The organism is Yersinia massiliensis, assembly GCF_003048255.1.
GTDB lineage: Bacteria > Pseudomonadota > Gammaproteobacteria > Enterobacterales > Enterobacteriaceae > Yersinia > Yersinia massiliensis_A.
In genome coordinates this window covers 3,199,145-3,213,382 of the sequence record NZ_CP028487.1, presented here as the reverse complement: position 1 = coordinate 3,213,382, position 14,238 = coordinate 3,199,145, and the positions used below count along the sequence as shown (strand labels likewise).

The following is a 14,238-nucleotide window of genomic DNA, read 5'->3' as shown; positions in this document are numbered from 1 at the left end:
ATGATGCAACGTGATTTTTTACGCTTTAGCTCGACTCTCTGGGCCGCGGTGACCCGATGGAAGCCTCTGTTTTTGGGCGGGTTGTTGCTGCTTGGTTATGCCGGTTCGGTCAAAGCCGAGGGCATTTATGCTAACTGTGCGCGTAACAGCGGTTATTATCAGTATTTCGATACTACGGCTCTGGAAATAGGCAAAGACAGTACCGTCGGGAGTGTGATTGGCCCTTGGATCAATTCAAATAACCCTACCGCCTGGAGTTGCACACCTAACAGCAACTATCAGCAGCCGATAACTTTTAGCGTGCAAGGTTATCCACCCTTTACAGTGAACAGCAGTATCAGTACTGATGGGCAAACTTACACTGTTTACAATCATCCCAACAAGGTTGGTTTGGGTTACATTGCCCGCTGGCGCTTTACCTTAAATGGCAAAACCACCAACTGGCAGCCACTGACTATCGCCACTGGGGGGCAACAAACGCATCCTGATTCGATAGCCATCAGTTACAATGCCGGGGCCAAGTTCTATCTGGGGCTTGATGTTCAGGTTCGTTTTGTCAAAATCGCCACTAATCTGACCAGTGGCACCATCCCATTGTTCGACCCCACTTATATGCGCCATGTGCAAACCTACAATAACGGTACGCCTGCAGTAGGGGATCTCACCTATATGATCACCCAGTTTAAAAGTGGGAGTTCAATTGCTGCTGGCACAGGGACTTGCACAACGCCGAATGTGACGGTTAACCTGCCTGAGGCTTCAGTCAGTGATTTTCACGGAGTTGGCTCTAATGCGGGGCGTAAAGCATTTAATTTGGCATTCAACCAATGTCCAGCCGGTTTGGCCAGTATCGGTTACAGTTTTGCGGCCACCACGCAAGTGCTTGATGCCACAAATGGTGTGGTGGCACCTAACGCGAGCTCCACTGCCAGTGGGGTCGGCATCCAACTATTGCGTGGTACGGGTACACCGGTGACCTTTGGTACGGTTTATCTGCTGGATAACTACGATGCAACGTCAAAGGCCAACTATCAGGTGCCAATGCAGGCTGGGTTGTTTCAAACCGGCAACTTGGTTGGCGCAGGCAGTGCGAATAGCGAAATCACTTTTACGCTGAATTATAAGTAGGGCTACTATGTCAGCTTTTAATTGTTGGAATTTTAACCTGAAAGGTCGATGGGTAAGTGGCTTGTTGCTGATTAGCGCGGTGGCCCTGCTTATCCCAATTCCAGCAGCATATGCCGAGATCTATCTGGGGGCTACGCGTTTGATCGTCAACGCGAAAGAGAAAGAAGCAACATTGAGAGTGGTCAACGAAGGCCGTTCAGCCGTGCTGTTACAGATCTGGGTAGATCTTGGGGAAAGTGAAGCACCGCCAGAGAAAATCACCACGCCTTTTATCGTTTCTCCACCGATTTTGCGCCTTGACGGCACACGCTCACAACGCCTCAGAGTTTTGTTTACCGGCAGTGGTACGCCACTGCCAAGCGATCGTGAGTCGGTATTTTGGCTAAATGTACTGGAAGTCCCGCAGAAGGTAACGGGTAATACCGCCAGCCATATGCAGATGGCTTTCAGAACGCGAATTAAATTATTCTATCGACCGTTGCAGTTGCAGGGAATAAGCACCGCCAATATTCAGGAACAATTGCGTTTTAGCTTGATAAAACAAGGGAATAAATCTGCGGTGCGGGTCAGTAACCCCACACCTTTTCACCAGACATTGCTGGAGATCTCACTGGGGCGCGATAAGAACCAGATTGTCGCGAGTGTCATCCCTGAAAGCGGCATGATTAATCCTAAAGGTCAGGATAGTTTTGTTTTGGAGCACACCAAGGCAACAGTTGCTTCTGGTATGACGGTGTTTTACTCGGTATTGGACGACTTTGGCACGGTGGTGACGGGGGAGCAGCAGCTACAGCCCTGACAGATGGAATATCCAATAATAACGGATGATATTCCGGTGGTCCTGCCCAATCAGTTTAACTGCGGTCAGTTCCCCCCTCGTTAGTCCCACCATTTCATGTTAAATTCAGCTGTCTAAGGCCATTGCATCGTTTTGGGTATCTGTATGTTTACATATCAAGAAATATCAGCGTTAAACGAACTGGAATTGATCGTTTATAACTACATCATCAAAAATACCGACAAAGTGATGTATATGACCATCAGAGAATTAGCTGATGCAGCGGGTGTTTCTACCACCACGGTTTTGCGCTTCTGCAAGAAAATGAATTGTGATGGTTATTCTGAATTTCGGGTTCGCTTTAAGCTGTATTTAGAACATGATGATAAACCCCCTGTCAGTTTTGGTATCAGCGAAATAATAAACTATTTCAAGAGTATTAATAATCGCGAATTTGATGAATTACTTGATGTTGCTGCGGCGCAAATAGCCGAAATGAACCGAGTTATTTTTGTTGGAATAGGCACGTCTGGCGCATTAGGTAAATACAGTGCGCGTTTCTTTTCTAATATTGGAAAGTTTAGTACTTATATTGATGATCCTTATTATCCAATAAATAGTGATATGTATCAGGACGCCATTGCGATTATCCTATCTGTATCTGGCGAAACAGAAGAGATCATCCGGATTGCCAACCAATTTAGTCTGCATAAATGCAAGATAATCAGCCTGACAAACAGTGATAACTCTACGCTCGCCAAAATGGCTGATCTTAATATATCCTATCATATGCCGCCTATCGTCTTAGAAGGCCAATATAATATTACCACCCAAATACCGGTGCTATATATTATTGAAACCATAGGCAAAAAACTCCCGCAATTAACACGAAAATAAGCACCCTAAAACAGGGTGTTTTTTCTATGTGACATATTCCAAATCACGAGTTTTGTTATATCGTGACATCAAATTACTTTTTGCTAAACTCCATCCTCAGTCAAAAAAATACTAATAATAAACGAATAACGTTCTGCTTCCCTTATACTCAGTATCTGCGACAGGAGATTAATAATGGCAATTGATTACGCACTCACCGCTCAAGAAATTATTAAATATATCGGCGGTGATAATAATGTGATTAATGTCACACATTGTGCGACACGTTTACGCTTTATATTGAAAGATAATACCGTTGTCGATAAAGAAAAATTAAATCGCGTGAAAGGCGTTATCACCGTTATTGAAGCGGGTGGGCAGATGCAGGTGGTAATTGGTAATCATGTCAGTGATGCCTATCTCCATGTGACTCGTTTGATTAATATCGATGAAAGCACCCCCGTTGCCGCACCTAAAGTCGGTGTCGTGAGCCGCCTGATGGATATTATCTCCAGTATTTTTGCTCCCTTTCTCTATCCGTTGGCTGCATGCGGTATCTTACAAGGGATTATCTCTTTTCTTGCCGCGATAGGTTGGATGGATGCCGCGAGCGGAACTTACCGTATTCTGAATTTTGTCTCATGGACCGGTTTTACTTTCTTGCCGGTGATGGTGGCCTTTACCGCCGCGAAAAAATTCAACGTGAATCCTTTTACGGCCGTCATTACCGCTTGTGCGCTGATCAGCCCTGACTACATGAGTATGCTGACCGCGAATAAAATCACCACAGTGAATTCTGCTGACCCTGCTGTTCAACAACTGATGCATGACGCGGTAAATAACCCACAGATTGCGCATATTTTAAATACCATTGCGGGTATTCCGCTATCCTCTCCTACACTGGATTTCTTCGGCATTCCCGTGCAATACCTGAGTTATACCGCCTCGGTCATTCCGATCATCTTGATGGTGTGGGCGATGTCATATGTACAGCGCTTCTTTGAACGCATCCTACCGATGGTGGTGCGCAACTTGTTCACGCCGATGTTCTGTATTGCCATCATGGTGCCATTAACACTGTTGGTGTTTGGCCCAGTGGGTAACCTTATTGGCGGCGCGATTGGAGGCGTTTACAACACGCTTTATAACCTCAGCCCCGCAATCGCAGGGTTTATGGTTGGGGCATTCTGGCAGCCATTGGTGACGTTGGGCGTCCATTGGGGCATTACACCGGTCACGGTGGGTAACTACGCCACTTTGGGTTATGACACCTTTACCGGCCTGCAAGCCTCTGCGGTGTTTGCCATGGCGGGCACCATGTTCGGCGTTTACTTGAAAACACGTAATCGTGAAATGAAAGGAATTTCTTTGTCAGCCGGTATCACGGCATTGTTTGGGATAACCGAGCCAGCCATTTACGGTGTGGCGTTACGATTGAAAAAACCGTTCCTCTGTAGCTGTGCTGCTGGGGGAATTGGCGGGGCGATTGCGGGTTCCTTTAATGCGGTGTCGTGGAGTTACTGCCTACCGGGTATTGCTGTACTGCCGGTCTTCTTTAAAGAAGGGCATATGACTCAGTTCCTCGGATTCTTGCTCTCCGTCACGGTCGCATTTGTGTTGGGTGCTGTTTTCACGTGGTTGGTAGGTTTTACGGATGAACCAAACAGCGTGGAGCAAAGTGTTAGCCCATCTGAAACGCCGCTGACACAGGCGCAGATGAATCAGGGCTAAATGAAACCGGTATCCTCATCAGGCGGGGCATTACCCGCCATTGATTTCTATTTCAGGGCGTATAGCTGCCCATTGAACCAAGGGAGAATTTTATGAGTGACAAACAATTACCAAAAGATTTCTTATGGGGCGGCGCTGTTGCGGCGCACCAAGTCGAAGGCGGCTGGGATAAAGGTGGCAAAGGGGTGAGTATCGCCGATGTCCTTTCCGGTGGCGCACACGGTGTTGATCGTGTCATGACCGATGGTGTACAGGAAGGTTACCGCTATCCTAATCATGAAGCTGTTGATTTTTATGGTCACTACAAAGAAGACATCGCACTCTTTGCGGAAATGGGCTTCAAATGCTTCCGGACTTCCATTGCTTGGACGCGTATCTTCCCGAACGGTGATGAGCAGCAGCCGAATGAAGCGGGCCTGCAATTCTACGATGACATGTTCGATGAATTACTGAAATACGGTATCGAACCGGTGATTACGTTATCTCACTTCGAAATGCCGTGGCATTTGGTGAAAGAGTATGGCGGTTGGAAAAATCGCCAAGTGGTCGACTTCTTCGTGAAATTCAGCGAAGTGGTGATGGAGCGCTATAAAAGCAAAGTTAAGTATTGGATGACCTTTAACGAAATCAATAACCAACGTAACTGGAAGTATCCATTGTTTGGTTATTGCTGTTCGGGCGTGATTTTTACCGAACAAGAAAATCCTGAAGAAACCATGTATCAAGTGCTTCATCATCAGTTTGTTGCCAGCGCTAAAGTGGTCAAACTGGGCCATGCCATTAATCCAGACTTCAAAATTGGCTGTATGGTGGCGATGGTGCCCCTGTATCCGTTCTCTTGCCATCCAGATGACATGATGTATTCCGTTGAAGCTATGCGTGAACGTTATCTATTCGGTGACGTCCACATGCGTGGCTACTACCCGTCATACATTCTTAATGAATGGGAACGTCGTGGATTTACCATTCATATGGAGGAGGGCGATCTTGAGGCGCTGCGTGAGGGTTGTGCAGACTACATGGGGCTGAGTTATTACATGAGTAACGCCGTTTCTGCGGTCAACCCAGGAAGCGGCAATTCACTCTCTGGTTTTGAAGGCAGTGTCCCTAACCCGCATGTGAAGGCATCAGACTGGGGATGGCAGATTGACCCTGTGGGCTTGCGTTATTCACTGAGCGTCTTGTATGAGCGTTATCAGAAGCCGCTGTTTATCGTTGAGAACGGTTTTGGCGCGATCGATAAAGTTGCAGACGACGGCATGGTCCATGACGATTACCGTATTGCTTATCTGAAAGCCCATATTGAACAGATGAAGAAAGCAGTGTTTGAAGACGGGGTTGATTTAATGGGATACACCCCATGGGGCTGCATCGATTGTGTGTCATTCACCACCGGTGAATACAGCAAACGTTATGGTTTTATCTATGTGGATAAAAACGATGATGGCACTGGCACTATGGCGCGTTCACGCAAATTAAGTTTCGATTGGTATAAGAATGTCATTTCGAGTAACGGTGAAGATCTCTAAACCGCGATAGCACTCTTAACCACAATAAAACTGTAAATCGCAACAACAACATTGTTTAATTTTGGAAAGGCGGGTTAATCATACCGGCCTTTCTTTGTTACTTACCCTGACTTAGCCAGTTCTCTTCACGTCAAACTCCCGCTTTTATATTAAAATAATCAAAATTAATATTTCTTTTTATATATGAGACTATTCTCTATTTAGTCGGTTTTATTAACAATTCATTTGCAAAAACTAATTTTGGTGAGAAGGTTTTACGTCACATAAATATAAAAAAATAATAATCCAGTTTGAGTGAAAAATCTGAAACATTAAATTACACATCAATTAGCACGCGACTCAATGAGCTGTGATTTATAAATAATTTGTTTTTTAATTCTGCCAATTTAATCCTAAGTGGTTTTAAAATCTAGAAAAAGTTGTTTTGTCAGTTCTTTAGATCGGGTATAGTCCTGCCCATGGTGCTTGATCGTCTTGCTTTTTGTGGTTTTCAATTCATCACTCTTCTTTGTCAATAATGACAGGATGCAAGCATATTTATTTAATTAGTTAATAAGCGTTATCCAATCAATATATTGGCATGAATTATGTTGAAAATGCTCGTTGCGTACTATTGTGCGTAGGATTTCTTTTGTTTTAAAAACAAGCCTTCATGCCGATTGTACATAAAATAACGGAGGTTCTATTTATAGACGAAATTCTAATTGAGCGTTACAGATTATGCGAAGGAAGTCCTGTTAAGCGTGTTTGATAAGCACATGTTTAATTCAAAACAGATACGGAATAAGTTGTGAAATTATCAACAATCATCGATCAACACGATGTCCGCTAAGGGATTAGACCGCCACACTTTTTCATGTTCACGGTTATGAAACATTATTTATTCAAAGGAAGATAGTATGAAAATCAAATCATTGGTTGCTGGTATTGCCGCAGTTCTTTCTCTGACTGGCGTCGCTAATGCTGCGACTATCGTCAACGGTGGCTCGATCCACTTCAAAGGCGAAGTCGTTAATGCGGCTTGTGCCGTGGATACAGGTTCTATTGGCCAGACGGTACCAATGGCGCAAGCAAGAACAGCTTCGTTGGCTACCGCTGGAGATGTCAGTTCTTCTATTGGGTTCAATATCCAACTGAATGATTGTGATCCAGGGGTTGCTGGCTCGGTCTCTATTGCTTTCATGGGCACCGCAGTTAACGCTACCTATCCTACTGCTCTGGCTCTACAAGCTTCTGCAGCGGGTAATGCAGAAAACGTTGGTGTTCAGATCCTTGATCGCATCGGCACAGCATTGGCAGTTGATGGTGCGACCTTCAGTGCGGAGACTACGCTCTCTGAGGGCATCGTTATTGTTCCATTCCAGGCTCGTTATATCGCGACTGGCACTGCCACTGCCGGTATTGCCAACGCTGATGCCACTTTCAAGGTGCAGTATCTGTAAGCTGAACTCATCAAGGATGACGATTGCAGGCCAAGGAGGCCTGTTTTCTCAGTTACGGAGCCAGATATTGTTTCTGGTATCACCGCGGCACAATCTTCGGCTTATGGCCGTGCAGCATTATGGAGGTCAGATCCTGATGGACGAGGTATATGTGAGAAAAACAACGATGGTTGGAAAGATGATGTCCGTATTGCTGCTGTTGGCGGCGGGGCAGGTAGGTATGGCAAATGCCGGCATTGGCCTTGGCGCGACTCGGGTGATCTATCCTTCTGATCAGAAACAGGTCACTTTGGGTGTCAGCAATAACGATGAGAACAGCACCTATCTGATCCAATCTTGGGTAGAAAGCGCCGATGGACAAAAAGATGGCAGCCTTATTATTACGCCACCGTTGTATTTGATGCAGGGAAAAAAAGAGAACACGCTGCGCATCATTGATGCGACCAACCAGAGTTTGCCGAAGGATCGGGAGAGCCTGTACTGGGTCAACGTCAAAGCAATCCCCTCACTGGACAAATCACGCCAAGATGAGAACACCCTGCAATTGGCTATTACCAGCCGTATCAAACTGTTTTATCGCCCAAATGGGCTCAGTGTTGCGCCAGACAAAGCACCGGAGCAGTTACGCTTTAAACGTAACGGCAAAGAGCTGACGATCGTCAATCCGACCCCCTATTTCATCACTTTGAGCGAGCTCAATGCGGGCTCGCGGCTGCTGGCTAACACCATGGTGCCGCCTATGGGGTCGGCCAACGTGACACTCCCTGCTGATGCAGGTAGCAATATCAGCTATAGGACTATCAACGACTACGGTGCCCAAACATCGGCACTCAAAGGTGTCATGCAGTAAGGCATAGAGCCGCCACCTATCTCATCAAGCTATAACCAGATAAATCAGGCAGCCGGGTAACTTGCATCGAACCGGAGGAACCATGCTATATCTGAAAAACGGTACGGAAAGTCACAGAGTGATAAAAGATAACTACCAGGACACCTCCATCTTTAAGCTGGCTTCAACGCCATTGGCCATGATGCTGTTGGCGTTAAGTGGTGATGCATCGGCTCGAGCGGAACACTATTTCAACCCGCGTTTTCTTTCTGATGATCCGGCTAAGGTGGCCGATCTGTCTGGATTTGAAAAGGGGCTTGAGGCACCTCCGGGTATCTATCGCGTCGACATTTATATGAATGACGGGTTTATGTCGACCCAAGATGTCTCTTTCCAGCCCGATAACGATCACAAGGCTTTGCTGCCTTGTCTGACCAACAGCCAACTAACCTCAATGGGCGTCAATACTCGTTCGGTTCCGGGAATGGCGGTGTTGGCAACAGATGTTTGCGTACCCTTGGCCTCGATGATCGAAGAGGCTTCCACAGATTTTGACGTTGGGCGGCAGCGTCTGTCTATCAGCATTCCTCAAGCCTACATGGGGCAATCTTGCCCGTGGCTATATTCCCCCGGATCAATGGCAAAACGGCATTACCGCTGGGTTGCTCAATTACAGTTTCACCGGCAGTAATGTCCGTAACCAGCAATCGAGTACCAGCAATTACGCCTTCCTTAACTTACAAAGCGGCGTAAATCTTGGGGCTTGGCGGCTGCGGGATAATACCAGTTGGAGTTACAACAGCGGCAGCGGATCGAACTCTAATCAAAACCGCTGGCAGCACGTGAATACCTATTTGCAGCGTGATATTGCGTCTCTTCGGAGTCGTTTGACGCTGGGCGATAGCTATAGCTCGGGGGCTGTTTTTGATGGCGTGAACTTCCGCGGCGTGCAGGTGGCGACGGATGACAATATGTTGCCAGACAGCCAACGAGGTTTTGCTCCAGTGATCCGCGGCATTGCCCGCGGTACCGCGAGGGTCACGGTCAGGCAGAATGGGTTCGAGGTGTATCAAACTACGGTGCCACCAGGTCCATTTGCTATTGACGACCTTTCTGGAACAGGGAGCGGCGGCGATCTGCAAGTCACTATTCAGGAGGCTGATGGTTCGGTGCAGGTCTTTACCGTGCCCTATGCGTCGGTGCCGGGGTTACTGCGTGAAGGGCATGTGAGATATGCGGTGACGGCGGGACAATATCGCAGCGGCAACGATCAGCAGGAACAACCCACCTTTGGCCAAGGCACGCTGATGTGGGGGCTGGCCGACGGCTGGACGGTGTCCGGTGGTACCCAGCTTGCCGATCGTTATAGTGCATTCAATCTCGGGGTGGCTAAAGATCTGGGCATTGTCGGTGCCGTGTCGCTGGACATCACCCAGGCCCGAGCCACCCTGCCGGATGACAGCTCGCATCAGGGGCAGTCGCTGCGTTTCCTATATAACAAGGCCTTAAATGAGTGGGGCACCAACCTGCAACTGCTCGGTTACCGTTATTCCACCAGCGGTTATTACAGTTTCGCTGACACCACCTGGAGCCAGATGAACGGCTACAGCGTGGCAACCGATGACGGTATTGTCCAGCTCACGCCGAAGCTCACCGATTACTACAATCTGGCCTACAACAAGCGTGGCCGGTTGCAGATGACGCTGACTCAGCAGGTTGGGGACAATGCGACTTTTTATCTGACCGGCAGTCACCAGACTTATTGGGGGGTCGGTAAGGCAGATGAACAACTTCAGGCCGGTTACAGCGGCACGCTGGAGGATATCACTTACACCCTCAGCTACAGCCTGACCAAAAATGCCTGGCAGGAGGGACGCGACAATATGTTGGCCTTCAACGTCAGCATCCCGTTCAGCCATTGGCTGCGTTCCGACAACAAGTCCGCTTTCAATCGCTCCACCGTCAGTTACAGCATGTCTGACGATCTGAGCGGCAGGATGACCAATCAGGCTGGGCTATATGGCACGTTACTGGAGGATAACAACCTGAGTTACAACGTGCAGGCCGGTTACGCCGGCGGCGGAATGGGCACTTCAGGCGAGACGGGGAATACATCGCTGTCTTATCGCGGGGCTTCTGGCAATGCCAACATTGGGTACAGCCGCAGTAGTGGTACCAGCCAACTGTTTTACGGACTGAGCGGCGGCGTGTTGGCTCATGAGAATGGTATCACCTTGAGTCAACCGCTGAACAACACCCTGATCTTGGTCAAAGCACCGGGGGCGGGCAATGTTTCGGTGGAAAATCAGAGTGGGATCTATACCGATTGGCGGGGATATGCCGTACTGCCGTTTGCCATGGATTACCGAGAAAACCGTGTGGCGCTGAACCCCAATACGCTGGCAAACAACGTCGAGCTGGACGAGGCGGTGGTCAGAGTAGTGCCGAGTCACGGCGCTGTGGTGTTGGCCGATTTTAAGACCCGTGTTGGTTTTAAGGTCCTGATGACGCTGACTTATAACGGACAACCCTTGCCGTTCGGATCGGTGGTGTCCTTCGATGATGGCCGTTCTGGCAGCATTGTGGCCGACGGTGGGCAGGTGTATCTGACCGGTTTGCCGCCAAGTGGTGAAGTGAAAGCCAAATGGGGTGAGGGGGCCAGTGAGCAGTGCGTGGCGAGTTACCAATTGCCGCCGGAAAGTCAGCAGCAGGCACTTAGCTATCTAACGGCAGCATGCCGATGATGCGGGGCGGGAGAGGCGAGAAATGAGAAAAAAACTTTATATCCTGTGTCTGCTGGCGCTGTTTAGCACCAGAGTAACGCAGGCCGCGGACAGCACCATCTCCATTAGCGGCTACGTTAAGGACAATGCCTGCTCTGTTGCACCGGGCTCACAAAGTTTTGTGGTGGATCTGTTGAGTCATGCGGCCAAGCAGTTGCATCGGGTAGGGGCAACGACGCCGAGGGTACTGTTCAGCATTGTGCTCGATAATTGCTCGGCGATCGCGGTGAAAACGGGTTTCACCGGTGGAGCAGACAGCGACAACCTCAGCCTGCTGAAAATCGACAGTGGTGCCGGTGCGGCGGCCGGCATGGGTATACAGATCCTCGATAACAACGGCAATGCCATTGCTCTCAATGAGACATCGAGCGGGCTGAACTGGTCAAGCATAACCACTGGGCAGTCCAATACGCTGTATTTCTATGCGCGTCTGATGGCGACCCGTGCACAGGTGACTGCAGGGCAGGTCAGTGCTACGGCAAACTTTACCCTGGAATTTCAGTAACCGGAGAAAGGTCGATGAACATAAACAAACTGGGGCCGCTCGCTGGGTGGTTACTGATGCCCGCTGGGTGGTTACTGATGCTCGCTGGGTGGTTACTGATAATAGTACACCCTCTGGCACAAGCAGCAGATGTCACCATCACTATCAATGGCAAGGTGGTGGCCAAACCTTGCACGGTATCTACCGTATCTACCATGGTAGAACTGGACGATTTGTATACTTTCAACCTGCTCGCGGTGGGGGCGACTTCGCCATGGCATTCAGTGACGTTGAGCCTCACCAACTGCCCAGAAGGGACCACAAAGGTCACCGCGGCCTTTTCCGGCACGGCCGATAGCACCAACAGTTATTACGCCAATCAGGGCGAGGCCCGCAACATTGCACTACAACTGGCCGATAGCGACGGTGTGAATCTGCCCAACGGCAGTACCAAAGTCGTGGCGGTGAATAATGCTTCACTGGCCGCGAACCTAGTGTTACAGGTGAGAGCCATTACACCCGGCGGTAATGCGACACAGGGTTCGGTTCAATCCCTGATCAACGTGACTTACACCTATTCCTGATGATGAAGAACATATGAAAGACTTAATCCGCGTATTTTTGAAATATCTTGGTGCAGCCGCGATCATGATTGGCTATTCATCCAATGCCCATGCATTTGCTTGCCAAACAGCGGCCGGGGCGGCCATTCCTATTGGCGGCGGCAGCGCCAACGTCTATGTTGATTTGGCTCCACAGATCGGAGTGGGCCAAAACTTGGTGGTTGATTTGTCCAGTAGGATCTTCTGTCGTAATGATTACCCAGACAGCATTATAGACTACGTTTCTCTGCAAGCGGGTTCAGCCTATGGCGGCGTACTGGCGAACTTTATGGGGAGTTTTATTTATGACGGTAGGCCTTACGCATTCCCGACCACGGCTGAAACCCACCGGGTGATTTATAATTCCAGAACCCCAAAGTCCTGGCCCGCGGTACTTAATCTTACACCGATGGGCACGGCTGGTGGCGTGGCGGTAGAGAACGGCTCGTTAATTGCTGTGTTAAATATGCATCAGACCAATAATCAGAATGCGGACTCGTTCGCGTATATTTGGAATATCTACGCCAACAATAGTGTGGTGATCCCCACCGGCGGCTGTGACGTCTCTTCCCGCGACGTCAACGTGAGTCTGCCAGAATATCCGGGAACCGTGTCGATACCGTTGACGGTACGTTGTGCCCAGAACCAAAACTTGGCCTATTACCTGACTGGGCCAACCACGGATGCGGCAAACACGATTTTTGCTAATACCGCCTCTACACCTGTCGCTCAAGGGGTGGGTATTCAGATTGCCAACAGCAATGGCGTGATTGCCGCCAATCAGAACATTTCGCTGGGTGTCGTTGGCACCTCGTCAACCAGTTTAGGGTTGACCGCCAATTATGCACGAACCACCGGCCAAGTCGTGGCCGGTAACGTCAAGTCAGTGGTTGGCGTCACTTTTTTGTACCCGTGAATATGCGACAGAATCTCCCCGCGGTTAAGGTATATACAGAACATCGTTTTATTTTGATTTAAATGAAACGGTGTTCTGTGATGCAACTCGCTTTACCTCCTTCTAGCGAATGATAAGCTTTCTCCACAATGGAGATTCTTATGATTCGTTTACCTCTGGTGGCTACCATTACTCTACTGTTGTCATGTCAGGCGGCATTTGCCTCCTTACCCACCTTTTCCATCTGGCCCGGCGGTGAAGCGCCTGGGGCGAAAAACAGCCCGACGACTGAATCCCTCGTGGAGCGTAGCAAAGACGCCTCGCAGCCCGATCGGGCCGTAACCGGAGTTCGCGCGCCAAAAATCACCGTCTATGCGCCGGAGAAGCCCAACGGTATCGCGCTATTGGTCACGCCAGGCGGCTCTTATCAGCGGGTGGTGCTGGATAAAGAAGGTAGCGATCTCGCTCCAGTGTTTAACATGCAAGGCTATACCCTGTTTGTGATGACCTACCGGATGCCGGCAGAGGGTCATGCGGAGGGCAGTAATGCACCGTTGGCCGATGCGCAACGCGCGTTGCGTACTCTGCGGGCGCGTGCCGCAGAGTGGCATATTGACCCTGAAAAAATCGGCATCATGGGCTTTTCTGCTGGGGGGCACGTGGCAGCCAGTCTGGAGACTCGCTATGACGAGTCGGTTTACGCCGCCGTGGATGCTATCGACCAACAAAGCGCACGACCAGATTTCGCGGTACTCGGTTATCCGGTGATTTCCATGGATCCGGCGATTGCTCATCCCGGATCGCGCAAAGCGCTGATTGGCGATGCACCGACGATGGAGCAGGAGCATCGCTATTCAACGGAGCAGAACGTTACGTCAGAGACACCGCCAACCTTTATTCTGCATGCGGTTGATGATCCTTCCGTGCCGGTTGATAACTCGCTGGTGATGTTCAATGCGCTACGCGCCCACAAAGTGCCGACGGAGCTACACTTGTTCGCTGAAGGGAAACATGGGTTTGGTATTCGTGGCGCTAAAGGCCTGCCTGCAGCCGAATGGCCGCAGTTGGCGATGAACTGGATAACCTCACTGCCTGAAATACAAAAATAGCGGTAGCGAGGACAATCCCCTCCCTATTTTCGGAAAATGTCAGGTCTTTTAT

Annotated in this window: 11 protein-coding genes and 1 pseudogene; all 12 read left to right on the top strand. The window is 49.3% G+C overall.

Going from position 1 to position 14,238, the window contains the following annotated elements; genetic code table 11:
- The 12 genes and pseudogenes from DA391_RS15010 to DA391_RS14950 all read left to right on the top strand — a co-directional run bounded on the left by DA391_RS15010 (position 1) and on the right by DA391_RS14950 (position 14,186).
- Positions 1-1,128 (top strand): fimbrial protein, encoded by a 1,128-nt coding sequence (locus DA391_RS15010; protein ID WP_098904373.1) that lies wholly within the window; start codon positions 1-3, stop codon positions 1,126-1,128.
- Between the two features lie 7 nt (positions 1,129-1,135).
- Positions 1,136-1,927 (top strand): fimbrial biogenesis chaperone, encoded by a 792-nt coding sequence (locus DA391_RS15005; protein WP_050873259.1) that lies wholly within the window; start codon positions 1,136-1,138, stop codon positions 1,925-1,927.
- Between the two features lie 144 nt (positions 1,928-2,071).
- A complete protein-coding gene (locus tag DA391_RS15000) occupies positions 2,072-2,803 on the top strand; it encodes a MurR/RpiR family transcriptional regulator (protein WP_050081362.1) in 732 nt (243 codons plus the stop codon).
- Between the two features lie 174 nt (positions 2,804-2,977).
- Entirely contained in the window at positions 2,978-4,513 is a 1,536-nt protein-coding gene (locus DA391_RS14995) for a PTS transporter subunit EIIC (protein WP_108087920.1), read from the top strand.
- A gap of 92 nt (positions 4,514-4,605) precedes the next feature.
- Positions 4,606-6,042 (top strand): 6-phospho-beta-glucosidase, encoded by a 1,437-nt coding sequence (locus DA391_RS14990; RefSeq protein WP_019209396.1) that lies wholly within the window; start codon positions 4,606-4,608, stop codon positions 6,040-6,042.
- Positions 6,043-6,941: 899 nt separating this feature from the next.
- Complete coding sequence (gene fimA, locus DA391_RS14985) at positions 6,942-7,484, top strand: type 1 fimbrial major subunit FimA (protein ID WP_050081365.1); 543 nt, start codon at positions 6,942-6,944, stop codon at positions 7,482-7,484.
- Positions 7,485-7,614: 130 nt separating this feature from the next.
- Entirely contained in the window at positions 7,615-8,334 is a 720-nt protein-coding gene (locus DA391_RS14980; protein ID WP_409945044.1) for a fimbria/pilus periplasmic chaperone, read from the top strand.
- An 82-nt stretch (positions 8,335-8,416) separates the two neighbouring features.
- A pseudogene (locus tag DA391_RS14975) lies at positions 8,417-11,057 on the top strand (fimbrial biogenesis usher protein).
- Positions 11,058-11,079: 22 nt separating this feature from the next.
- Positions 11,080-11,601, top strand: a complete 522-nt coding sequence (locus tag DA391_RS14970) for a fimbrial protein (protein WP_050081367.1) — start codon at positions 11,080-11,082, stop codon at positions 11,599-11,601.
- A 56-nt stretch (positions 11,602-11,657) separates the two neighbouring features.
- Positions 11,658-12,164: a fimbrial protein gene (locus DA391_RS14960; RefSeq protein ID WP_050286872.1), complete on the top strand. Its 507-nt coding sequence runs from the start codon at positions 11,658-11,660 to the stop codon at positions 12,162-12,164.
- A 13-nt stretch (positions 12,165-12,177) separates the two neighbouring features.
- The gene (locus DA391_RS14955) at positions 12,178-13,098 is read left to right on the top strand and encodes a fimbrial protein (protein ID WP_108087918.1); all 921 of its coding nucleotides are present in this window, start codon (positions 12,178-12,180) and stop codon (positions 13,096-13,098) included.
- Positions 13,099-13,238: 140 nt separating this feature from the next.
- Complete coding sequence (locus DA391_RS14950) at positions 13,239-14,186, top strand: alpha/beta hydrolase (RefSeq protein WP_050081370.1); 948 nt, start codon at positions 13,239-13,241, stop codon at positions 14,184-14,186.
- Positions 14,187-14,238 lie beyond the last annotated feature (52 nt).

What these genes read in the sequence shown, in the direction of transcription:
- DA391_RS15010 (WP_098904373.1), top strand. Translation starts at nt 1, where the DNA reads ATGATGCAACGTGATTTTTTACGCTTTAGCTCGACTCTCTGGGCCGCG.
- DA391_RS15005 (WP_050873259.1), top strand. Translation starts at nt 1,136, where the DNA reads ATGTCAGCTTTTAATTGTTGGAATTTTAACCTGAAAGGTCGATGGGTA.
- DA391_RS15000 (WP_050081362.1), top strand. Translation starts at nt 2,072, where the DNA reads ATGTTTACATATCAAGAAATATCAGCGTTAAACGAACTGGAATTGATC.
- DA391_RS14995 (WP_108087920.1), top strand. Translation starts at nt 2,978, where the DNA reads ATGGCAATTGATTACGCACTCACCGCTCAAGAAATTATTAAATATATC.
- DA391_RS14990 (WP_019209396.1), top strand. Translation starts at nt 4,606, where the DNA reads ATGAGTGACAAACAATTACCAAAAGATTTCTTATGGGGCGGCGCTGTT.
- fimA (WP_050081365.1), top strand. Translation starts at nt 6,942, where the DNA reads ATGAAAATCAAATCATTGGTTGCTGGTATTGCCGCAGTTCTTTCTCTG.
- DA391_RS14970 (WP_050081367.1), top strand. Translation starts at nt 11,080, where the DNA reads ATGAGAAAAAAACTTTATATCCTGTGTCTGCTGGCGCTGTTTAGCACC.
- DA391_RS14960 (WP_050286872.1), top strand. Translation starts at nt 11,658, where the DNA reads ATGCCCGCTGGGTGGTTACTGATGCTCGCTGGGTGGTTACTGATAATA.
- DA391_RS14955 (WP_108087918.1), top strand. Translation starts at nt 12,178, where the DNA reads ATGAAAGACTTAATCCGCGTATTTTTGAAATATCTTGGTGCAGCCGCG.
- DA391_RS14950 (WP_050081370.1), top strand. Translation starts at nt 13,239, where the DNA reads ATGATTCGTTTACCTCTGGTGGCTACCATTACTCTACTGTTGTCATGT.